Genomic DNA, 21,428 nt, shown 5'->3' on the forward strand with positions numbered 1-21,428 from the left:
TGATATACCAGCACCTTTCATTTGTTCCAAATCTCTTCTGTTCAGTTTCTTTAATTTTTTCATAAAGTCAAATTATCTTTTAAGAAACTCCTCCGTCCACACATTCCATACTTACCAGAACACACATCTTGCAGTGGTCAGGAAGTCCCTGATAAGCAGAGCATGGATATTGATATTCGGGTCCATCTCCAAACGTAGCATTTTGAGGACACCCTGCACATCTTGAAGGACCTGCTGCTCCATTTAATTGTTCAAGTTCTTTTCTGTTTAATTTCTTTAGATTTTTCATAGTAGTTTTAAATTAAATTTTGATTTTATGTTCTTATAACAAATTGATGGTTTTTACATACTATTTTTCTAGCCTTCGAGAACCATACAGCTGCCTGGAATGGATGGATCATAAGGAAAAAGATAAAGACAAACTTTACGTCCTTTGAGATCTGTGCATATTGCACAACCTTTCGGTCCACAATCAAGATCTACCGCACAGCTGTCTCCTGTTCCTCCAATGATAGCTCTTAAGCTTTCTCTATTTAATTTTTTTGAATTTTTCATAGTACTTTAATTTTTAAATTGAGTTTAGTCTATTCAATACTACAGCATTGGTGCATAGCAGGTTCCTCCCGGCTTCAGCCAGCATCCCCAATTCCCGCCTCCACGGAAACAAACAAACTGCTCGCCTCCACAGGCTTCAATCTGAATATCAGTGAAACCACCTTTGATGTTCTTCTTGTCTTCCCTTGATAATTTTTTAATTGTTTTCATATGGTAATAATTTTGGTATTCTGTAATAATGAATTCATGATGTAAATCAGTAAGGACCAAAGCATTCAAAGCTTACTAACACTCTTCCTTTACAGCACTCAGGTAATGCATAATAATCAGCACATGACCTTGGCTCGCCTGGTCCGTATGGGCCGGCAGGACAATTCTCAAAACAGTTATTCACATCTCCTCCACTGATTGATTTCAGATTTTTTCGGTTTAATTTCTTAAAATTTTTCATGATTAATTTCTTATTAGTTAATATTATAAATGTAACATTTTTAATCAATTACACCAAAATATATCTCATAAAAAGGAAATATAATTTTATTTTGTTAAAAACTTGTCTGTTTCAAAATTATTTGTACATTTGTTCTGTTACAATGAATTTTTTAAGAAACATATCTGATATTTCTGCTCTGAAATCACTTATTTCAGGCATATCTTCTGTTTCTACATTTGGCACTACAACAATTACCCCATAACGGGGTAGATTTTCACATATTATTCCCGGTACCCGTACTCTTTTTTTCAAAGAGTAACCATTTCTATTTACCCAACTTCAAAAAATAATTGATGAAAGTTTTAAAATTCGGTGGAACATCAGTCGCCCATTCTCAGAATATATTACTGGTGGAAAAAATCATACAAAGAGAATCTTTAAAGAGCAAAGTTGTTGTTATTGTATCAGCACTTCATGGTGTTACTGACCAACTGATTAAAGCTGCGGAATATGCTTCTGTAAAAGATGAAAATTATATTCAAACGGTTCAAAATCTTGAAGAAAAACACATAAATCTGGTAAAAGAACTTTTTCCAATCGCAGAACAAAGTTCATGGTTAAGTTTTGTAAAAAAACATTTTAATGATATCGAAGAGCTCTGCAACGGAATTGCTGTTCTTGGTGAATTGACAGACAGAATTAAAGATAAAATTGCTTCTTACGGAGAATTTCTGTCTTCAAATATTATTGCAGCAAGACTCCAACAAGAAAAATTAGATTGTATATGGATGAATTCTGCAGAGCTGATCAGAACAAACAGTAATTTCACCAATGCAAAAGTAAATTTTAAATGGACTGATAGTAACATTGTCAATTTCCTGAATAAAACCCCCAACCGCATTATTTTAGGCCCTGGGTTTATTGCTCATGATGAAAAAAATAATACAACCACATTAGGAAGAGGAGGTTCCGATTATACTGCTTCTATTATGGCGGCGGCCGTTGATGCAGAAGAACTTCAGATCTGGACAGATGTAAGTGGGATGATGACTGCTGACCCACGTCTGGTTTCCAATGCTAAACCTATTTCTGAAATTTCTTATCATGAAGCAATGGAACTATCACACTTTGGGGCAAAAGTGCTTTATCCGCCTTCTATTCAGCCTGTGATGGTAAAAAACACAAACCTGATCATCAAGAATACTTTTGATCCGGATGCGTCAGGAACTTTAATTTCTGATCAACTGAAATGCTCAGAAGATACAAAGCAGATTGCAGTAGGAATTTCAAATATGAACAATATTGCCCTGCTTACCCTTGAAGGCAGTGGAATGGTAGGAATACCCGGAATTTCAGCAAAATTATTTCAATGCTTAAGTCATGAAAAAATAAATGTAATTCTTATCACACAAGGATCTTCAGAACATTCTATCACCATTGCTATTGAAGAAAAAGAAGTTTTGCGTGCTGAAGATGCTATCAACTCTTCTTTTGCAGATGATATTAACCTTAAGAGAGTCTATGATATAAAGATTGAGACAAAACTTTCCATTGTAGCTTTAGTAGGAGAAAATATGAAAAGTAGAAGTGGTGTGAGTGCAAAAATGTTTGGATGTCTCGGAAATAATGGAATCAATATTAGAGCGATTGCACAAGGGTCTTCAGAAAGAAATATCAGCATTGTCATTTCAGAAAAGGATAGTAAAAAAGCAGTTAATGTGCTTCATGAGGAGTTTTTTGAATCTGAAATAAAGCAAATCCATCTGTACATCTGTGGAACAGGAAATGTAGGTTTAAAATTGATTCAGCAGATTTATAACCAAAATGATTATTTAAAAGAAAACTTTTTGATCAACCTGAGAATTGCAGGCATTTCCAATAGCCGTCATATGATGTTTTCAGATCAGGGAATATCAAAAAACAGCTATGCTAACTGGGAACAACATGGTGAAAAAGCCTCTGCCAGAGAATTTGCTGATGAAATTATCCGTCGAAACCTTAGAAATTCGGTTTTCATTGATGTAACAGCAAGCGCTGACATTCCTGAAGTGTATGAAAGCTTATTAAAAAGAAGTGTGAACCTCGTAGCCTGTAATAAAATTGCAGCTTCTTCAGATTTCAAAAAATATAAAACTTTAAAAAATACCGCGCGAAACCACAGCTGTAATTTCTATTTTGAAACCAATGTAGGAGCTGGGCTTCCGGTCATAGGAACCATTAATGATCTCATAAAAAGCGGAGATCAGATTCAATCCATTAAAGCTGTACTGAGTGGAACATTGAATTTCGTATTTAATGAGTATGACGGCAGCAGAACATTCTCTGAAGTTGTGGCACAAGCTCAGAAAGAAGGATATACAGAGCCGGATCCAAGACTTGATCTGTCCGGAACGGATGTAGCCAGAAAAATTTTAATTCTGGCAAGAGAGGCAGGATATCCGCTTCAGTTTGAAGATATTGAAAACATTGGTTTTCTGCCTGAAGAATGCATGCAGGGAAGCGTTGAAAGTTTTTACGAAAAGCTTACAGTATATGAAGATCACTTCAAAAACTTATTGAATAAAGCTAAAAGCGAGGGCAAAATATTAAAATATGTCGCAGAATTTGAAAACGGAAAAGCCAAGGTAGGCTTGCAGCATATTGCTCCGGAAAGTGATCTGTTTCACTTATATGGAAAGGACAATATTGTCATTTTTAAAACGCTGAGATACTCTGAGCAGCCTTTGGTTGTAAAAGGAGCTGGTGCAGGAGCTGAGGTAACGGCAAGCGGAGTTTTTGCAGATATAATCCGTTCTATTTAAAAACAGAGTTATGAAAAAAGTAAAATTAAAAGTCCCGGCCACCGTGGCCAATCTGGTTTGTGGATTCGATATTTTAGGAATGGCAGTCCATGATCCTTATGATGAGATGGAGTTCAGATTATTGGAAACTCCTGACATTATTATAAAACATACAGACTCTTTCGGACTTCCTGAAGAGCCTTCCAGCAATGTTGCCGGGATTGTTCTCTTAAAAATTCAGGAACACCTTAATCTGAAAAACGGCTTTGAAGTTATTATTCATAAACATATAAAGCCCGGAAGCGGGCTCGGCTCCAGTGCGGCAAGTGCCGCCGGAGCCGCTTTCGGAGCCAATGTATTATTAGGAAACAAACTTTCCAAAGAGGAAATGGTTTATTTTGCCATGTTTGGGGAAGAACTTGCTTCAGGAGTGCGCCATGCAGACAATATCGCACCATGCATCTATGGCGGAATCACCTTGGTAAAATCTACCGAACCAATTGATATCATCCCTCTGAACAGTCCTGATTTATTCGTAACCGCCGTTCATCCGCAGGTGGAAGTTAAAACCTCAGATGCCAGACAGATTTTAAAGAAAAATATCACCTTAAAAAGCGCTGTTGAACAATGGGGAAATATAGCCGGACTTGTAGCCGGGATTCAGAAAAATGATTTCCCGTTGATTGGCAGAAGCCTCAACGATGTGATTATAGAACCTATCCGTAGTATTCTGATTCCGAAGTTTGACGAAATCAAAGAAAAAAGCTTACAGATAGGATCTTTGGGAGGAGGAATTTCCGGATCAGGACCTTCCATTTTCATGCTGTCTGAACAAAAAGAAACGGCAGAAAAAATTGCTCAGATGATGAAATCAGTCTATGATGAAATTGATATAGAAAGTTTTGTATATGTATCAAAAATAAATCCGGCAGGAATTCAGATTGTTGAAGAAAATTAACCTTAAAAAACAGAAATGAAATATTACAATTTAAAAGACCATCTGGAAAAAATTGATTTCAGAGAAGCAACAATAAAAGGCCAGGGAAAAGAAAAAGGATTGTTCTTTCCTGAAAACATTCCTCAGTTTAATGAAGAATTTATTCAAAATCTTCATCAGTATTCCAATGAAGAAATTGCATACAGATGTATGAAAGACTTTGCAGGAGATAATATTCCTTCGGAAATACTCAAAGAAATTGTAGCAGAAACCGTGAGTTTTGAGATTCCTTTAGTAAAAATTAATGAACAGATATCTATATTGGAGCTGTTTCATGGTCCTACTCTGGCTTTTAAAGATATTGGTGCGAGATTTATGAGCCGCTGCCTGTCTTATTTTCTGAAAAATCAGCAGAAAAAAGTAACTGTTCTTGTTGCCACTTCCGGCGATACCGGAGGTGCTGTTGCCCATGGATTTTATAAAATCCCGCAGATTAATGTCGTTATTTTATATCCTAAAAACAGGGTAAGTCCGGTACAGGAGAAACAGTTGACAGCATTAGGAGAAAATATTTCGGCTATAGAAGTCAATGGCAGTTTTGATGATTGTCAGAATCTTGTCAAGCAGGCTTTTTCAGATGAAGAAATCAACAGTCAGTTATTTCTGACGTCTGCCAACTCTATCAACGTTGCAAGATGGCTTCCCCAGCAGATTTATTACTTAATAGCTTTGAAACAATGGATTCAACAGCATAAAGAGCATCCCGTAATCTGTGTACCAAGTGGTAATTTCGGAAATATCTGTGCCGGGCTTTTGGCTTATTTCAGAGGTTTACCTGTCAGCCATTTTATTGCGGCCTGTAATGCTAACCAGGTAGTTCCTGACTATTTTAAAACTCAAAACTACCAGCCCCAAAAAGCGATTGCTACTCTATCCAATGCTATGGACGTAGGAGATCCGAGTAATTTTGTACGAGTTCTGGAGCTTTTCGGGCATCAGTTTGAAACTGTAAAAAATAAAATTTCGGCTTATTCCATTGATGATGACCAAACCATGGGCACTATCACAGAAGTTTATGCCAAATACGGATATGTTCTGGAGCCTCACAGTGCCGTAGCCTTTGCGTCAATGGAAAAATATCTAAAAGAAAATCCCAATCAAAAAGGATTTATCCTGGGTACTGCTCATCCGGTAAAATTCCCTGATGCAGTGGAAAAAGCAATTCATACTCAGATTGAAATTCCTGAATCGTTGAATGAGCTCATGAAAAAGGAGAAAAAAACTGTAGAAATAAATTCAGATTTTGAAGAATTAAAACGATTTTTGCTTCATAAAATCTGAAGCAATGAGCAAAATATATCTTGAAGATGTAAGAATATACGCTTACCATGGCGTACTTCCTGAAGAAAATATCATCGGTACCTATTATATTATGAATGCAGAACTTCATACAGATCTGTGGAAAGCAGCCACTTCCGACGATTTGCATGACACGATAAGTTATGCAGATATCAACGATATTCTTCACGGTGAAATGAAAATAAAATCCAAATTACTGGAACATGTAGCAGGAAGAATCATCACAAAAATTCATGACAGCTTTCCACAGGTCGATTATATTAAATTAAAAATCACCAAAACAGCTCCACCTATGCAGGGAGAAATGAAAGGTGCAAGTATTGAGTTGGAAAAAAGCTTTAAACCAGAAAATTAAATTACTTATTTTCGTTTCATTAAAAAAACATACAAATTGAAATTCGTTAAAATATTATTTTTAGTAGCGGGAATCAGCGTTTTTGGTCAAGCCGGTGTTGACAATCAGTTGGCGGCTTATAACTTTCCGAAGATCAGATCCAGTATTACAATGCCTGTGACCATCCCCCTTTCGGAACTCAGCAACATGATCAATGCTTCCGTGAAAGATCTGGTGTACCAGGATGATTCTTATACAGACAATAATAATGATCAGTTTAAGGTAAAAGTGTGGAAGACCAGACCTATCCGCCTTGTAGGAGGAACCAGCCAGAATCTGCTGATTGAAGTTCCTTTAAAAATATGGGCAGAAAAAGGAATTGGTACATTAGGAGTATATACCTATCAAAATACCACTTTCGAAACGGTAATGTCTTTCAATACCACTGTTACTTTTAAAAATAACTGGACCATTACTACGAATACCAGGCCCAATGGCTTCAGATGGGTAACAAAACCTGTTCTGGACTATGGAAGAATACAGATTCCTATTACCTCCATTGTTGAAAAAAGCTTAAAAGAGCAACAGGAAAAATTCTGTAAAACTATTGATCAGCAAATGGCTACACAGCTGAATTTCAAGCAATATGCCTTGATGGCATGGAATACTTTCCTTCAGCCCTTCAATATTTCTGAGGAATATAATACATGGCTGAAAGTAAGTCCTGTAGGTGTCAATATCACTCCTTTAAAGTTTTATGGAAACCAGATCAATGCTACTCTTGGTGTGGATATCTTTTCTGAAACTTTTACAGGGAATAAACCTGCCGCCTCTTCCCCGGTAACCAGTGTTGCCAATTTTAATACAACCCCTACAGTTGCTGACAAGTTTATTCTGCAGACTACAGCCAATATTCCTTTTACAGAAGCAAGCAATATGGCGAGAAAAACTTTCCTGAATAAGGAATTTGATATTCGCGACTCCAAAGTAAAAGTAACAGACATCAGAGTGTACGGTGTTGATAATAGAGTAGTTATTGAGGCTCAGACTGATGGCTATATAAAAGGTACTTCTATTATTTCAGGAATTCCGGTGTATGACGAAACCAAAAGAAAAATTGTATTGTCAGAAACCAAATTCAAACTGAAAACTACCAATATTCTGCAGAAAACCGCTTCCCTCCTGTTTCAGGGGAAAATCGTAAAAATGATTGAAGAAGAATATGGTATTCCAACTCAGGAAATGGAAGAAACTTCAAGAAAAAGCATTGAAGAAGCCTTCAACAAAGAGTATTATAAAGGATTAAAGATGAACGGAAAAGTTTTCAATCTTAAACCTAGTAAAATTCTGCTCAGTAATACAGGAATTACTGCAGTTATTGATACGAGTGCCTCATTAAAGCTTCTTGTCAATGGGTTCTAAAATTTTAAACTTAAAACTAAACTAAAAAACTAAACCAAAAACTAATAACCGACCATGAGAAAATATTTAGTAATTGTAGATCGAAACAGAGCTGAAAAGCTGACCAGATTTGCTAATTTTATTATTGACAGAGTTGTAATCTCAGTTTTTTTTCTTGCTTTAGGTTTTATTGCTTCCTTACTGTACAGCCTTGCCAATATTGACTTTCTTATCAACATTGTTTATAAAATGTCTGAAATGAATAGATTTCTTGATATACTAATAACCTCTCTTATCTACTTTATGTATACTTTTCTGATAGAATATTTTACTAAAGGACGATCCATAGGCAAATATATTACTGGAACAAAAGTTATTTGTATAGATGGGACTGAGCCTACTTTTAATGATTATCTCATCAGGAATATTTCAAGAATTGTTCCTTTTGATACGCTTTCCTTTTTCGGAGAAAATGGCTGGCATGACAAATGGAGTGAAACAAGGGTAATTAACATGAAAAATTATCAAGCTGAAATTCAAGCAAAAAGCGAAATTGAGGATCTTGGAAAGAAAGAAATTGCTTAAAAACTTTTGTTCATAAAGAAATTTTACTATATTTGCACACCTCAAAAATGGTAAAAATGGTACTTTGGCCGAGCGGCTAGGCAGTGGTCTGCAACACCATCTACAGCGGTTCGAATCCGCTAGGTACCTCAAAAAAAACCTCTAAATAATTTAGAGGTTTTTTTGTTTTTATACTTTAGCTTTTTTAGTATTCCATTCTTTTTATCATCAATAGAACCTATGAAAAAATTACTAGTCTTCTTCTTCATTTCATTTGCTCTTGCTCTGTTGAATGGATATTTTTTTAATTTCCTTAATGATACCTATTTTCATTTTGATGTCAATCAAAATAGAAACAAGAATATTTCGAAAGAAGAACTAAACTTCATTGCAATATTTATCGCCCCTTTTCTGGAAACTTTTTTATTTCAATATCTCCCCTACCTAGTTTTAAGCAAATGGATGAGAATCAGGAATAGAGTACTTTGTATTATCATCATGAGTATCATTTTTGCCTCCATGCATTATTATAACGGGCTATATATTGTTATGACATTTTTTGGAGGCATCATTTTAAACAATCTTTATATTTATTATTTCAGGCACGCCCATGCCTACAGTTTTATGCTGACAGTATTCTTTCACGGGTTATTCAATCTGTACGGCTTTTTATTTATAATGTAATATAACCTGCCTCTTTTAATGATCCAAAAAAAGCCCTTCAGATCACAGAAGAGCTTGATAAATAATGTAAAAAGTAATGATGGATAGAAAATTATCTCTTCAAAAATAGAGGATTAATCCAACATACTTTTATGAGTAGCGTCATATTAGGGCAAAAAAAATCCTCGGAAATTCCGAGGATAAAAACTAATAACCATGAAAACTCAAATTAAACATGAGTTACATTTCTATATTGAAAAATCGTGCCAAGAATAATGATTTTGAGAAAAAAAATTATTTTCTTGTTGTGACACAATTTTCACCAATTCAACATTTAAAACAGATTTTACTGATCACTTAAAAACCTCTTCATAATTACCTTTAATAATTTCAGATAAATCTAATGCTCCGGCAAAAGTATTAAAAAAAAAAATAATTTACATTTTAATAAAAAAAATTTACATTCAAGACATAAAAAAAATTTAAAAAGAGCTGATCTGCCATAAAAAGTATTTCTAATAACAAATTGGCACACTCGCCACATCCATCAAAAAAAATATTAATCATCATGATATAAAAGATCATATCAATCCTTCATATAAAAAGCCCCCAAAAATGGAGGCCTCAAAAAACACAAATGATGAAAAAAAATTTTATATCAGAGATAAAAATTATTTTATCTATTAATTCTTAGCCAAAGATATACCAGTCTTTTTTTTTATTTTATGAGTATAATCATAAAATTATTATTTCTTTTAAATACGGAATTTTCAGGCCACACACTTTATTTCTCAAAAAAGACAATAATCAAAATCTACATGATAATGGTTATCGGGGTGAAATATCTTATTCTTTAAAAAAAACATAACACACTCCCTGGTGTGCAAAATATAAGAAAAAAAAATCAAATATATAATGACTGAAGTTATGTTTTCCCTATATATTATTTTATAATTTTATACTATTAATTCAAAAAGACCGTGGCAAATTTTTCTATACTTATAGCAAACTATAATAATGGAAAGTATTTCAAGGAGTGCTATCATTCATTAATCAATCAAACCTATGAAAACTGGGAGGTAATAATTATTGACGATGCTTCTACAGACAATTCGGTTGAAATTATAGAGTCTCTGATCAAAGATGACTCCCGCTTTAAGCTTTATCATAATGTTCTTAATGAAGGCTGTGGATCTACGAAAGCCCAATGCATGAAATATGCTCAGGGAGATCTATGTGCGTATCTTGACCCTGATGATGCTCTTCATCCTGAGGCACTGGAAAAAGTAACACTGGAATTTACAGACAGAGATGATCTTGCTGCCGTATATTCTCAAATGATACTTTGCAACGAGGACCTTGTTCCGGAAAAAATCTATACAGGTACTAAACAAATTTATAACAATCGCTATTTCTTCAACTATCCTATTCAGTTTGCCCACTTTTTCACGTTTAAAAGAGAGATTTATTTAAGAACTAAAGGAATTAATCCGAATCTTAAAAATGCGGTAGATCAGGATCTTTATCTGAAAATACTGGAGCAGGGGGAAGTAAAATACCTCAAAGAACCTTTGTATCTCTACCGACTCCATTCCAATGGAATTTCTCAGGATAAAGCAAAACAAAGTGCAAAAGATTCTTTTGCAAGAGTAATCCATGAAACGATGAAAAGGCGGGGAATAAAAACCATTAACAACAAAATAGTTCCTGAGTTTTTTACCAGTTCAAATGAAATTTTTAATCTTCTGAATTACCAAACCAACAGAATGCACCGCATCATGAGTAAAATAAAAGTTACTTTAGATAATATATAAATCAAAGGCTGCTCAAATAGAGCAGCCTTTGATTATAAAATATGGAATGAAATTGTTTGTAATAAAAGTATCCGTTTTTGAACAATTATTATATGCGTAAAATCATAAAAAGCAATAAAATGAAAAGGCCTCCGTCAGGAGGCCTAAAAAACACAAATGATGAAAAAAATCTATTTAGAAAAATCCAAACAGAATATTGTAGAATCATTCAGTATCATCAATATATTTTACATTTTCTAAGCAGAAAATATAATACAATATCACAACAGAAGAATGAATACTTTATATTAGAATCAAGCAGCCCTCCGAAGAATAATCAAAAATAATCCGCATTGCGAAAATGCTTTATAGGTTATACTCAATCTAAAAACCATATAAAATTATTGAATGATCGAAAATATCTCCATCTCTGGGATGGGTAAATTTAGCTAAATATTTGTTTGCTCACAAGGCTTATTCTTCCCAAATGATCGGAATATATATGGTAATATATCCATCAGAATCTACCTGTGCATCAGAAACTGTTGCAACTACTGTTCCATAGCCAACCCATCCTCCTTGTCCCTGCATTGCCGAAAAGGTATAAGTTCCCGCAGGAAGACCATTATAATATTGTGGAACAGATTGAAATCCGCCACTATAATATGTATCATACACTTCTCCGGTCGTCATATTTTCTGCAAGGAAACTTCCTACATCATAATTTCCTGACAGAATTTTTGTTCCGTTTTTAGAAAGAAGGCCATACCGGATCTTATAAGTCTGAGTTATTGGTGATTTATCAGCTATTTCTGAACTGCCTTTATGGGGTTCTGTTATTTCCTTGGAGGAAAACGATGTTGTAACAGCCAGCAATCCAATAAATGCTGATACTGTAAAAATTGATTTTTTCATATTAAAAAGTAATTTGGTATTCAAAAATACTCAACTTATATGAATTTAATAAAAACTATCAATGAAATAAAATTTACAAATACTTTTAAAAACAAAAAAAGAAAATTGAAAGCATATGTATAATGTTTACTTTATTTTTTTTTATCCTAAAAAATCATACAACCTAAAATAATCAACCTTTATTTTTCAACCTTTGAAATCTACCATCAATAGTACAAAACTGATCATTATATAAAATTAACTCTCTTTTCAATTATCACTTTTAACACTTATTAACTAAAATTTGGCTTCATAATTGAAAATAGAATTAAAATCAAAGTCATTTTGGCTTTATCGTATTAAAATTTGAATTATGAGAAAGATAGTATTAGCAGGTTTTTTATCCGTCTTTTTAATGACGGCCTGCAAGAAAGATGACAGTGTTGCAGAAAAGTCACTGGAAGCACAGAAACTTGAATTTCAGGCCAGACAACTTGAAATAGAAAAACAAAAACTGGCTATTGAAAAGGAAAAAATGGTATATGAAGCGCAGAAAAAAGCAGATAGTGTATCAGAAAGCAAAAAAGCGAGAGCTGCTGCTGAAAATAATTCAAAACCACAGGTGATCAGAGAAACACGAACAATATATAGAGACAGAAACTCTAATTCTGGCTCAGGAAGCAGCAACGGAAGTTATGCCAATAACGGAAGTGGTACATCACAGGGAACTACTCAGAAAAAAGGATGGAGTAAAGCTGCCAAAGGGACCGTCATTGGTACTGTAGGTGGAGCTGCTGTCGGAGCCATAGTTGCTAAGAAAAACAGAGGATTAGGAGCTGTAATCGGAGGTGTTGTAGGTGGTGCAACCGGATATACCATTGGTAGATCACAAGATAGAAAAGACGGAAGGGTACAACCCCGCTAATAAATATTTTAATGATAAAATATAAAGATTGCTTACTTTTAAGCAATCTTTTTTTATGATAATGATTCTGTTTTCTTCCATTTTCATCATTCCTGCCCTGATGGGCTGGGGAAAGATCATGGAAAATATATGGGGAATTTTATTTCACGGGATCTCTGGAAAAATTTTAGCCGGAATTATGGGAATCAGTATTATATGGACAGTGATTTCTTTTTTTATTCCCTTAAATATCGAGGTGGAAGTACCTTCAATACTATTGGGACTATTTTCTTTCTTTATAAATAAACTTTATCAGGACTTTCGTCAATTTTCAAAAAAGGATTTTATAATATTAAGTGTAAGTTCTCTGACTGTTATATTCGCAGGGTCTTTCTATCCTTATATATTGGATCATTTTGGGTATTATATTCCTACATTGAAATGGCTTACAGAATATGGACTTATAAAAGGCATCTCGAATATAGACCTCACCTTAGGACAAATGTCTGTGTGGCATATTTTTCAGGCAGGGTTTTCGAATTTTTCTGATCCATTTTTAAGAATCAATTCCATACTGCTTATCATCTACAGTATTTATAGTATTGAAAAGAAAAACTGGATACATCTTTGTTTTCTACCCATCTTATTACTGTTTTCACAGTCTCCTAGCCCGGACCTTCCTGTGATTATCTTTTCTGTGATTATTTTAAATGAAATTATAGCTGGAAACAGAAATATTACGCTCCTCTTTGCATTTTCAGTTTTTGTCTTTACCATAAAACCTACGATGATATGGCTTCCTATTTTGGTTTTCTTAAACTTTGTTTTTATTTTTAAAAGCAACTTTAAACAATTTCTTTTAGGGAGTTCAATTCTGTTTTTATTCTTCGTTAAAAACATCTGGACATTCGGATATCCTGTCTTTCCTATAGCAATAGGAGATCTGGGGCTATCCTGGAAGCCCAATTCCGAAGTTTTAAAAATTTCTTCTCAGTTTGCGATCATGAAAACCTATGATATGCAGTATACCTATGAGGAAATCCAAAATTTTTCAACATGGGATTATATCAAAAACTGGTTTTCTCTGGAAGGAATAAAATCCAAAATCAATATTATCTTTATTCTGAGCTTAATTATTTTCATAGTATTCGCCTGGATAAAAAAGAAAAAACTTATCACCCTGATCTGCATTTCATTGTTGATAAAAAGTATAATAGTTCTTGCATTTTCAGCCCAGTACAGATTTTTTACAGATGTCTTTTTTGCAATATCCTTTATTTTATTTTACGACTATTTTGATCAGAAAAAATCCATTATTGTCTTTTCAACACTTAGCTTATTCTTTATTTCAATATTATCTTTTCCAGGAATTATTCAAAAATATATTCCAAGTTTCCGGGTGGGAAGTTTTATGGCCGGATTTGAAAAAGAGCAGATATACAAACCTTCAACCTATGAATATCAGCGGTTTGACAGATTTAAAGTAGGGAATTTAAAGTTTAATGTTTCTCAACATTACCCCTATAGTTTTGATACTCCACTTCCTGCAATTACTCCGGCTTATCTTTTTGATGATGTAAATGCAGGTATTTTTCCACAGCTTTCAGATAAAAATGATATTAAAAAAGGGTTTATCCCGAAAAAAATGACTTCTGAAGAAAAAGAGGAAGCCCAGAAGGTTATCAATACTATCAAAAACAATGATAAATAGAACAAATCCAGAAACTTTATTATCTGAAGAAAAAAAGGTAATTTTGTATCATGTTCAACACATTAGGTAATCTTCTTAGTCTTACAACATTTGGAGAAAGTCACGGAGTGGCTTATGGCGGTATCATTAATAATTTTCCGGCAGGTTTAACGGTAGATCTCGATAAAGTTCAGTATGAACTGAACCGAAGAAAACCTGGCCAGTCGGCAATCGTTACACAAAGAAAGGAAAGCGACACGGTAAAGTTTCTTTCAGGAATCTTTGATGGCAAAACAACAGGTACGCCCATCGGTTTTATCATTGAAAACGAAAATCAGAAATCGAAAGATTATGATCACATTGCTGGCGCATATCGTCCAAGCCATGCTGATTTTACTTATGACCAGAAATTTGGTTTCAGGGATCATCGTGGTGGCGGAAAATCTTCTGCAAGAGAAACAATGAATTGGGTAGTGGCAGGAGCCCTTGCCAAACAACTTTTACCCAACATTGAGATCAATGCTTACGTTTCTTCCGTAGGTGCTATTTTCTGTGAAAAGCCTTATCAGGCTTTAGACTTCTCCCAAACAGAGAGCAATGATGTTCGTTGTCCGGATACTGAGACGGCAGAAAAGATGATTGCAAGAATCAAGGAGATCAAAAAAGAAGGAAACACAATCGGAGGAACCATCACTTGTGTGATTAAAAATGTTCCTGTGGGAATTGGTGAACCTATCTTTTCAAAACTTCAGGCTGAGCTGGCAAAAGCTATGCTGAATATCAATGCCTGCAAAGGGTTTGAATATGGAAGCGGTTTCTGCGGAGCTAAAATGACAGGAAAAGAACATAATGATGCCTTCAATACGGATTTCACTACAAAGTCTAACCTTTCCGGAGGTATCCAGGGTGGAATTTCCAACGGAATGGATATCTATTTCCGTGTGGCTTTCAAACCTGTAGCTACTATTCTGAGACCTCAGGACAGTATTGATAAAGACGGAAATCCAGTCATTGTAGAAGGAAAAGGACGTCACGATCCTTGTGTAGTTCCAAGAGCAGTTCCTGTAGTGGAAAGTCTTGCGGCATTTGTACTGGCAGACCTGTTTTTGATCAACAAAACAAGAAATATCAATAATTTTTAACATAAATATTTTTGGTAATGAAAAATTACTGGGATAAAGGAATTTCGTTTGAAGAATATCTTCAGATTGCAAAAGAAAGATTAGAGCATCCTGCCAACCAGCAGGAAGTTGAATATAAACAATATTACGAGCTGGGTCTTCAGAGAATGGACAGAACAGTAAAAAAATACGTTCCGGATGAAGATCAGCTGAAAGAACTGGCTGCCAAAAACTTTGACGGAAAGATTTTAATCATTTCTGAAGCATGGTGCGGAGATGCTAGTGCAACAGTACCTGCTCTTTTCAGATTTTTTGAAGGACACAATGAAGTAAGAGTCTTCCTGAGAGACAGTGATAAAAGTTTAATCAACCAATTTTTAACGAACGGTACAGAATCCATTCCGAAAGTACTTATCCTTGACAAAGACCTGAATGTAAAAAATTCATGGGGTCCACGTCCCAAATATGGATATGAACTTCTGATGAAATATAAAGCCGATCCTGAAGCCTATCCAAAAGATACTTTCTATAATGATCTGCAGATTTATTATGCCAAAAACAGAGGAAAAGATGCTGTTCAGGAAATTTTGGATCTTCTATAAACAATAGATATGAAAAAAAGTATCATTTATATTGTAATCCTAGCAACCATTGGCGTTGTTGCATTTGTACCGGGAATAAGAAATTTCCTTAAGGATACTTTTTTTCCGGTAGCCACTATTGAAAATGCTGTTCACATCAGTGAAGAGGATTATGATATAGAACTTAAAGGCATTAATGCACCAAGCACCAATCTTAAGAATTTTAAGGACAAAGGTGTTTTCCTTAACTTCTGGGGAACATGGTGCCCGCCTTGCAGAAAAGAATGGCCTTCTATTCAGAAACTGTATGATACAAGAAAAGATCATGTTGATTTTGTTTTAATTGCCATGAATGATAAAGAAGAGGATGTAAGGAAGTTTTTGAAAGAAAATAATTATACCGTTCCTGTATATATTGCTCAAAGTCCTATTTCCGAAAAAATTCTTCCAAAGGTATTTCCTACCACTTTCCTGCTGGATAAACATGGAAGAATCCTTATTAAAGAGGATGCTACAAAAGACTGGAACACAGAGACTGTGCATCAGTTTATTGACAATATTATCAAATAATATTTTAACTAAATTTTATAATTTGTTGGTACAGGATTTGCGAATTTTATAGCGTTGAAAAATTTATTAATCCAAACACAAAATGAAATATTCAAAATTAAATCTTGCAAAAGAAGCCATCAATCATAAGGGCTTTATCAAAAAGATCCCTGATATTTTCAGAATGGTCAAAATGTGGAGAAAAGGAATTTACCCAATGAAATCCATAGACATTATTCTTCCTTTACTTGGAATTTTATATGTACTCTCTCCTATTGATCTGCTTCCTGAATTTGTAATACCGGTTCTTGGAGTTATGGATGACCTGGCAGTATTGTCACTTACCATTCCTAAGCTTATCAAAGAGGTTGACAAATTTTTATTGTGGGAAGCCCAGCAAAAATACAGCAGTGCCCAAGTCATTGATGCTGAAATCGTAAAATAATAGTTTATTATATTTTTCACGCCATCCCGGCCAATCCGGGATGGTTTTTTGTTGACAAATGGACGATAAATTTTTAAGCCTTATTTCAATTCCTTAAATTTGCAGTATCTAATAAAAAATAATGGAAAGTAAAAAAGAATTCTTCTTAGAGTGCTACAAACTAGGAATCATCAAATTCGGAAGGTTTACCCTGAAAAGCGGCATTGAAAGTCCTTTTTATGTAGACCTGAGACCTTTGGCTTCAGATCCTAAAATTTTAAAAAATCTTGCTAATTATTTACTGGAAATGCTTCCGTTGGATAATTTCGATTTAATTTGTGGAGTTCCTTATGCTGCTCTTCCTATGGCTACTGCAATGTCTCTGGAAAGTTATATTCCATTAATTATTAAAAGAAAAGAAGCGAAAAGCTATGGTACAAAGAAGCTGATTGAAGGAATTTACCAGAAAGGACAAAACTGTCTTTTGGTAGAGGATGTAATCACTTCAGGAAAATCTTTGCTGGAAACCATTCCTGAAATAGAACAGGAAGATCTTAAAGTTTCTGATATTGTGGTGGTACTTGACAGAGAACAGGGAGGGAAACAATTATTGGAAGGTAAAGGATATCGAGTACATACTCTTTTCAATATTTCGGAAGTATGCAATATTCTTCAGGAAACAGGTGAATTGTCAGATGAAGAAGTAAAAAGAATTCAGGACTTCCTTCAAGGGAACCACATTCAGTTTGAAGAAGAAACCAGATCATCTTATGAACAGAAACTTCAGGTGACACAGCATTCCGTTTCCAAAAAATTACTGGAAACCGCTTTGGCAAAAAAATCAAACCTTATTGCTTCTGCTGATGTTACAACCACTCAGGAGCTATTGGAACTTGCTGAAAAAGTAGGGCCACACGTTATTGCTTTAAAAACACATATCGATATCATTTCTGATTTTGATTATGAAAAAACCATCACTCCTTTAAAAGCTATTGCAGCAAAACACCAGTTCTTACTCATGGAAGACAGAAAATTTGCTGATATCGGAAATACACAGGAGCTTCAGTTCACAAGCGGAGTTTTCAAAATTACAGATTGGGCAGATTTTGTGACTTCTCAGGTGATCGGAGGTTTTGAATCATTAGACTGTTTCAAAAATGTAGGAGTGGTAGCCATCGTTGGAATGTCTTCAAAAGGTGCTTTAACAACAGCCAGCTATCGTGAAGAAGCTTTAAAAGTAGCTTTATCTCATCCTAATGTAATTGGTGGTGTATCTCAGAATAAAATTCCTGAGGATCTGCTATTGTTCACTCCTGGGGTAAACCTTGCAGATTCAGGAGATGGCAAAGGACAGCAGTACAACACACCGGAACATGTTTTCAAAACACTGCACACAGATTTTATCATCGTAGGAAGAGGAATCTACAAATCCAATGATCCTGAAGCATCTGCCATCACTTATAAAACAGAGGGATGGAATGCTTATATTAATTCTTTGGAAAAAAAAGCAATTCAAGGTTAAAATACTATAAAGTATATACAAAATAAGTTATATTTGAGCTTTATCACGAATATTTGAAAAAGATCAGCCTTTGCCTTATTTTGTTATGTGGAGTTGTACAGGTTTCTGCACAGACAGACAGTATATACATCGAAACAAAACTGTCTCCTGACAAAAAGAACCTTGATGTCCGCCAGGAAATTGTTTATTACAATCACTCCGGAAAAGACCTTCAAACCGTAAAACTCCTGAATTGGGTCGCCGCGTACAATAAACGGGGAACTTCTTTAGTCTACAGAAAACTGGAAGACCGGAATAATGATTTGCATTTTGCAAAAAATGACCAATTGGGAAAACTTCTGGAACTGAATATTAAAAATTCTGACAATGAAGCCCTTCCTGTCAATACACTCTCAGATGAAAATCTTTTTATTCCTCTGAAAAATGTATTAAAACCTGGCGAAAGCGTTACTTTACAGTTGCAATACAGGATGCAGCTTCCCGATAAAAACTTTACGGGATACGGAACATCTGCACAGAATACTCTATTAAAATATTTCTTTATTGTTCCGGATCATTTTGATCCGGACAATATTTCCAAAAGAAACTATCACGATATTGAGGAACAGGTAAGTTTTAATACTTTCTGGACCGTCAATTTTGATCTTCCTGTTAATAATTTTGTTGAAGGAAATCTTCCACAGGTTCAAATGAATTCATTTAAGGGATACCTTGACTCAGATCCTGAATTTTTGATTTCTCCGACAGCATTTCAATCCATCAAAACCAATGTTGATGGAGATGAAATCCAAATCAAGTTTGGTTATAATCTTAAACCGGAAGAAAAACAAAACCTGGAGTTTTATCTTCCTTTACAATTAAAATTTATCAAGGAACGCATCGGGTATCTTCCGAAAAGTATTTTTATCTCAGATAAATTCCGAGCTAAAGAAGACTTTTTCGGGAATAATGATATTACTTTCTGGAAATTCAGATTCCGCCTGTTTACCGAGACCGAAAAAACCGATATGGATTATTTCGGGATCATTGCTAAGAAAATTCTTGACGAAGGCGTTATTGCAGATAAAGAAAAAGACCATTGGTTTAAAAATGGTTTAAAATCATATCTTGAAATTCAGTACCTCAAAAAATTCTACGCTGATACAAAACTTTTAGGGACACTTCCCGAGACAAGAATCTTTGGGCTTAAACCTTTAAAGCTATTCCATGCCTCCAAAGTAAAACTTCTGGACCGCTATGGACTTTCCTATCAGTACATCATGCTGCAAAACCTTGATCAGAAGATCGATGAACATTTCCCTGTTTTGAGTAACTTTAATGACATGGCTATCAGCAGCTTTGAAACAGGAAGTCTTTTCAATTATTCGGCCGACAAAATGGGATATGAACCATTCAATGGGATTCTAAAAAACTATATTTCTCAGAATTCCGGAAAAAAAATTAATCCTGATGAATTCCTTTCTTCCCTTGCTGAAAACAATACATCAACAGCCTATCTCTCCAACTTTTTTAAACAGAAAAACAGGGTTGATTTTAAATTGAAAAACATTAGAAAAGACAATGACTCTCTGCAAATAAAAATTGTAAGAAATACAGACATTTCTATTCCCGTAAAACTGGAAACGGAAACCAGAGAAGGAGAAAAGAAAACGTACTGGATAGATACGGAGGAAAATGAACGTACCACCAGCCTGTCACTTCCTGCATCAGAGAATATTTACAAAACCACCTTAAATAGTGGCTATATCTTTCCTGAATCCAATTATAGGGACAACTTCCTGTATGCGAAAGGATTATTTTCCAATGCAAAAAAAATTAAACTTAAATTAATAAAAGATATTCCCAACCCGGAATACAATGAAATTTACATCAGCCCAAGGGTACGTTTCAACAATACGTATGATAAATTTCTTTTGGGAGCCAATTTTAAAAATCAGTCTTTCTTTGATCAGAAGTTTTTGTATTCGGTGACTCCAACTTATAGCACAGGAACAGGTAAACTAACCGGTTCAGGAGCTGTCTCCTACTCTATTCTGCCTGCAGAAAGCATTATCCGAAGTCTGACATTTGGACTCTCAGGATCTTATTTCCATTATGATTATGATCTGGCCTACAGAAAAACCTCAATATCATCTTCTATCAATTTCAGAAAGAACCCAAGAAGTACAGTAAGCAGAAGTCTGGGAGTTTCCTATAATTATTTTGAAAGGGATCTGAGCCCTACAATGATTGCCAATAACGATTACAGCAAATATAACCTCTGGAGTATTGGATATGGTTATAGCGACAGCCAGATGATTCATGAAAAAAGCTTCAGCCTAAGTACCCAGGGAATGGAAGATTTCAATAAAATAACAGCTGAAGGCTTCTACAGATGGGAATTTGCTCCTAAACAAAAGCTGAGCTTACGTTTATTTGCCGGTTACTTCTTAAGAAACAACACCCGAAATAACCTTTTCGATTATGGAATTTCGAGGGTTTCCAACTATTCATTCTCTTATACGCTTTTAGGAGAAAGTGCCAGCAGCGGCCTTCTTTCCCAGCAGTTTATATTGGCTGATGGTGGTTTTAAATCTTTTCTTCCGGGAACAGTGAATCAATGGATTACGTCTGCCAATGTAGATTCAAGCGTATGGAAAATATTCCACGTATATGCAGATGCCGGAGTTTATAAAAACAAAGATCTTCCTGCCAAATTCATTTGGGACACCGGAGTTAAGGTAAGAATCATCCCGGATTTTCTGGAAGTATATTTCCCGATACAGTCTTCTTTAGGTTTTGAACCTTCATTCAAAGATTATGGAAAGCGTATCAGATACACTTTAATTCTTAATCTCGGATCAATAATTAATGCAGCGAGAAGAGGCTGGTATTAAGTAAGATTCTGAAAAATAAAAAATAAGGACAGCCTGTTTTCGGTTGTC

General features: G+C 34.8%; 22 protein-coding genes and 1 tRNA gene. 17 read left to right on the forward strand and 6 right to left on the reverse strand.

Annotated elements, in window-relative coordinates:
- Positions 1-79: 79 nt before the first annotated feature.
- The 5 genes from RHP76_RS10685 to RHP76_RS10700 form a co-directional block, all read right to left on the reverse strand.
- Positions 80-289: a bacteriocin-like protein gene (locus RHP76_RS10685; RefSeq protein WP_062676231.1), complete on the reverse strand. Its 210-nt coding sequence runs from the start codon at positions 287-289 to the stop codon at positions 80-82.
- A gap of 68 nt (positions 290-357) precedes the next feature.
- Positions 358-555, reverse strand: a complete 198-nt coding sequence (locus tag RHP76_RS10690) for a hypothetical protein (RefSeq protein ID WP_062676232.1) — start codon at positions 553-555, stop codon at positions 358-360.
- Positions 556-594: 39 nt separating this feature from the next.
- Positions 595-765: a bacteriocin-like protein gene (locus RHP76_RS10695; protein WP_157885797.1), complete on the reverse strand. Its 171-nt coding sequence runs from the start codon at positions 763-765 to the stop codon at positions 595-597.
- Between the two features lie 46 nt (positions 766-811).
- Positions 812-1,006, reverse strand: a complete 195-nt coding sequence (locus tag RHP76_RS23435; RefSeq protein WP_062676234.1) for a bacteriocin-like protein — start codon at positions 1,004-1,006, stop codon at positions 812-814.
- Between the two features lie 117 nt (positions 1,007-1,123).
- A complete protein-coding gene (locus RHP76_RS10700; RefSeq protein WP_157885798.1) occupies positions 1,124-1,300 on the reverse strand; it encodes a hypothetical protein in 177 nt (58 codons plus the stop codon).
- Positions 1,301-1,341: 41 nt separating this feature from the next.
- Here RHP76_RS10700 and thrA point away from each other — a divergent pair, with 41 nt between their 5' ends.
- From thrA to RHP76_RS10740, 9 genes are all read left to right on the forward strand, one after another.
- Positions 1,342-3,789, forward strand: coding sequence for a bifunctional aspartate kinase/homoserine dehydrogenase I (thrA, locus tag RHP76_RS10705; protein ID WP_311230148.1), 2,448 nt, complete (start codon positions 1,342-1,344; stop codon positions 3,787-3,789).
- Positions 3,790-3,799: 10 nt separating this feature from the next.
- Positions 3,800-4,726 (forward strand): homoserine kinase, encoded by a 927-nt coding sequence (locus RHP76_RS10710; protein WP_280213859.1) that lies wholly within the window; start codon positions 3,800-3,802, stop codon positions 4,724-4,726.
- A gap of 15 nt (positions 4,727-4,741) precedes the next feature.
- Positions 4,742-6,046 carry a threonine synthase gene (gene thrC / locus RHP76_RS10715; protein ID WP_311230149.1) on the forward strand — a complete coding sequence of 435 codons (1,305 nt, stop codon included), beginning with the start codon at positions 4,742-4,744 and terminating at the stop codon, positions 6,044-6,046.
- A gap of 4 nt (positions 6,047-6,050) precedes the next feature.
- Complete coding sequence (folB, locus tag RHP76_RS10720; RefSeq protein ID WP_311230150.1) at positions 6,051-6,419, forward strand: dihydroneopterin aldolase; 369 nt, start codon at positions 6,051-6,053, stop codon at positions 6,417-6,419.
- Positions 6,420-6,455: 36 nt separating this feature from the next.
- A complete protein-coding gene (locus RHP76_RS10725) occupies positions 6,456-7,820 on the forward strand; it encodes a DUF4403 family protein (RefSeq protein WP_311230151.1) in 1,365 nt (454 codons plus the stop codon).
- Positions 7,821-7,874: 54 nt separating this feature from the next.
- Positions 7,875-8,384, forward strand: a complete 510-nt coding sequence (locus tag RHP76_RS10730; RefSeq protein WP_062676240.1) for an RDD family protein — start codon at positions 7,875-7,877, stop codon at positions 8,382-8,384.
- 58 nt (positions 8,385-8,442) lie between these two features.
- A tRNA-Cys gene (locus tag RHP76_RS10735) sits at positions 8,443-8,513 on the forward strand.
- Between the two features lie 90 nt (positions 8,514-8,603).
- Positions 8,604-9,047: a CPBP family intramembrane glutamic endopeptidase gene (locus RHP76_RS23440; protein ID WP_062676241.1), complete on the forward strand. Its 444-nt coding sequence runs from the start codon at positions 8,604-8,606 to the stop codon at positions 9,045-9,047.
- A gap of 959 nt (positions 9,048-10,006) precedes the next feature.
- The gene (locus RHP76_RS10740) at positions 10,007-10,840 is read left to right on the forward strand and encodes a glycosyltransferase family 2 protein (RefSeq protein ID WP_062676243.1); all 834 of its coding nucleotides are present in this window, start codon (positions 10,007-10,009) and stop codon (positions 10,838-10,840) included.
- Positions 10,841-11,293: 453 nt separating this feature from the next.
- Here the strand turns inward: RHP76_RS10740 and RHP76_RS10745 are convergent, their stop codons facing one another.
- Positions 11,294-11,734 (reverse strand): hypothetical protein, encoded by a 441-nt coding sequence (locus RHP76_RS10745; RefSeq protein WP_288441215.1) that lies wholly within the window; start codon positions 11,732-11,734, stop codon positions 11,294-11,296.
- Positions 11,735-12,086: 352 nt separating this feature from the next.
- Here RHP76_RS10745 and RHP76_RS10750 point away from each other — a divergent pair, with 352 nt between their 5' ends.
- From RHP76_RS10750 to RHP76_RS10785, 8 genes are all read left to right on the forward strand, one after another.
- A complete protein-coding gene (locus RHP76_RS10750; RefSeq protein ID WP_062676246.1) occupies positions 12,087-12,638 on the forward strand; it encodes a glycine zipper domain-containing protein in 552 nt (183 codons plus the stop codon).
- A 55-nt stretch (positions 12,639-12,693) separates the two neighbouring features.
- Positions 12,694-14,328 (forward strand): LIC_10190 family membrane protein, encoded by a 1,635-nt coding sequence (locus RHP76_RS10755; protein ID WP_311230152.1) that lies wholly within the window; start codon positions 12,694-12,696, stop codon positions 14,326-14,328.
- 50 nt (positions 14,329-14,378) lie between these two features.
- Complete coding sequence (aroC, locus tag RHP76_RS10760) at positions 14,379-15,449, forward strand: chorismate synthase (protein WP_311230153.1); 1,071 nt, start codon at positions 14,379-14,381, stop codon at positions 15,447-15,449.
- 17 nt (positions 15,450-15,466) lie between these two features.
- Entirely contained in the window at positions 15,467-16,030 is a 564-nt protein-coding gene (locus tag RHP76_RS10765) for a thioredoxin family protein (RefSeq protein WP_216443899.1), read from the forward strand.
- Positions 16,031-16,039: 9 nt separating this feature from the next.
- A complete protein-coding gene (locus RHP76_RS10770) occupies positions 16,040-16,579 on the forward strand; it encodes a TlpA family protein disulfide reductase (RefSeq protein ID WP_288441207.1) in 540 nt (179 codons plus the stop codon).
- An 82-nt stretch (positions 16,580-16,661) separates the two neighbouring features.
- The gene (locus RHP76_RS10775) at positions 16,662-17,003 is read left to right on the forward strand and encodes a YkvA family protein (protein ID WP_062676251.1); all 342 of its coding nucleotides are present in this window, start codon (positions 16,662-16,664) and stop codon (positions 17,001-17,003) included.
- A gap of 121 nt (positions 17,004-17,124) precedes the next feature.
- Positions 17,125-18,504 (forward strand): orotidine-5'-phosphate decarboxylase, encoded by a 1,380-nt coding sequence (gene pyrF / locus RHP76_RS10780; RefSeq protein ID WP_120232887.1) that lies wholly within the window; start codon positions 17,125-17,127, stop codon positions 18,502-18,504.
- 53 nt (positions 18,505-18,557) lie between these two features.
- Positions 18,558-21,380, forward strand: a complete 2,823-nt coding sequence (locus RHP76_RS10785) for a gluzincin family metallopeptidase (protein WP_065119727.1) — start codon at positions 18,558-18,560, stop codon at positions 21,378-21,380.
- Positions 21,381-21,428: the final 48 nt, after the last annotated feature.

It is taken from the genome of Chryseobacterium sp. SG20098, from assembly GCF_031844745.1.
In the GTDB taxonomy this organism is placed as follows: domain Bacteria; phylum Bacteroidota; class Bacteroidia; order Flavobacteriales; family Weeksellaceae; genus Chryseobacterium; species Chryseobacterium cucumeris.

Bases quoted from the DNA above. Each gene is read 5' to 3' on its own strand.
- RHP76_RS23435 (WP_062676234.1), bottom strand. From the start codon at position 1,006: ATGAAAAATTTTAAGAAATTAAACCGAAAAAATCTGAAATCAATCAGT.
- RHP76_RS10750 (WP_062676246.1), top strand. From the start codon at position 12,087: ATGAGAAAGATAGTATTAGCAGGTTTTTTATCCGTCTTTTTAATGACG.
- RHP76_RS10730 (WP_062676240.1), top strand. From the start codon at position 7,875: ATGAGAAAATATTTAGTAATTGTAGATCGAAACAGAGCTGAAAAGCTG.
- thrA (WP_311230148.1), top strand. From the start codon at position 1,342: ATGAAAGTTTTAAAATTCGGTGGAACATCAGTCGCCCATTCTCAGAAT.
- RHP76_RS10695 (WP_157885797.1), bottom strand. From the start codon at position 765: ATGAAAACAATTAAAAAATTATCAAGGGAAGACAAGAAGAACATCAAA.
- thrC (WP_311230149.1), top strand. From the start codon at position 4,742: ATGAAATATTACAATTTAAAAGACCATCTGGAAAAAATTGATTTCAGA.
- RHP76_RS10765 (WP_216443899.1), top strand. From the start codon at position 15,467: ATGAAAAATTACTGGGATAAAGGAATTTCGTTTGAAGAATATCTTCAG.
- RHP76_RS10775 (WP_062676251.1), top strand. From the start codon at position 16,662: ATGAAATATTCAAAATTAAATCTTGCAAAAGAAGCCATCAATCATAAG.
- folB (WP_311230150.1), top strand. From the start codon at position 6,051: ATGAGCAAAATATATCTTGAAGATGTAAGAATATACGCTTACCATGGC.
- RHP76_RS10770 (WP_288441207.1), top strand. From the start codon at position 16,040: ATGAAAAAAAGTATCATTTATATTGTAATCCTAGCAACCATTGGCGTT.
- aroC (WP_311230153.1), top strand. From the start codon at position 14,379: ATGTTCAACACATTAGGTAATCTTCTTAGTCTTACAACATTTGGAGAA.
- RHP76_RS23440 (WP_062676241.1), top strand. From the start codon at position 8,604: ATGAAAAAATTACTAGTCTTCTTCTTCATTTCATTTGCTCTTGCTCTG.
- RHP76_RS10755 (WP_311230152.1), top strand. From the start codon at position 12,694: ATGATAATGATTCTGTTTTCTTCCATTTTCATCATTCCTGCCCTGATG.
- RHP76_RS10745 (WP_288441215.1), bottom strand. From the start codon at position 11,734: ATGAAAAAATCAATTTTTACAGTATCAGCATTTATTGGATTGCTGGCT.
- RHP76_RS10710 (WP_280213859.1), top strand. From the start codon at position 3,800: ATGAAAAAAGTAAAATTAAAAGTCCCGGCCACCGTGGCCAATCTGGTT.
- RHP76_RS10685 (WP_062676231.1), bottom strand. From the start codon at position 289: ATGAAAAATCTAAAGAAATTAAACAGAAAAGAACTTGAACAATTAAAT.
- pyrF (WP_120232887.1), top strand. From the start codon at position 17,125: ATGGAAAGTAAAAAAGAATTCTTCTTAGAGTGCTACAAACTAGGAATC.
- RHP76_RS10690 (WP_062676232.1), bottom strand. From the start codon at position 555: ATGAAAAATTCAAAAAAATTAAATAGAGAAAGCTTAAGAGCTATCATT.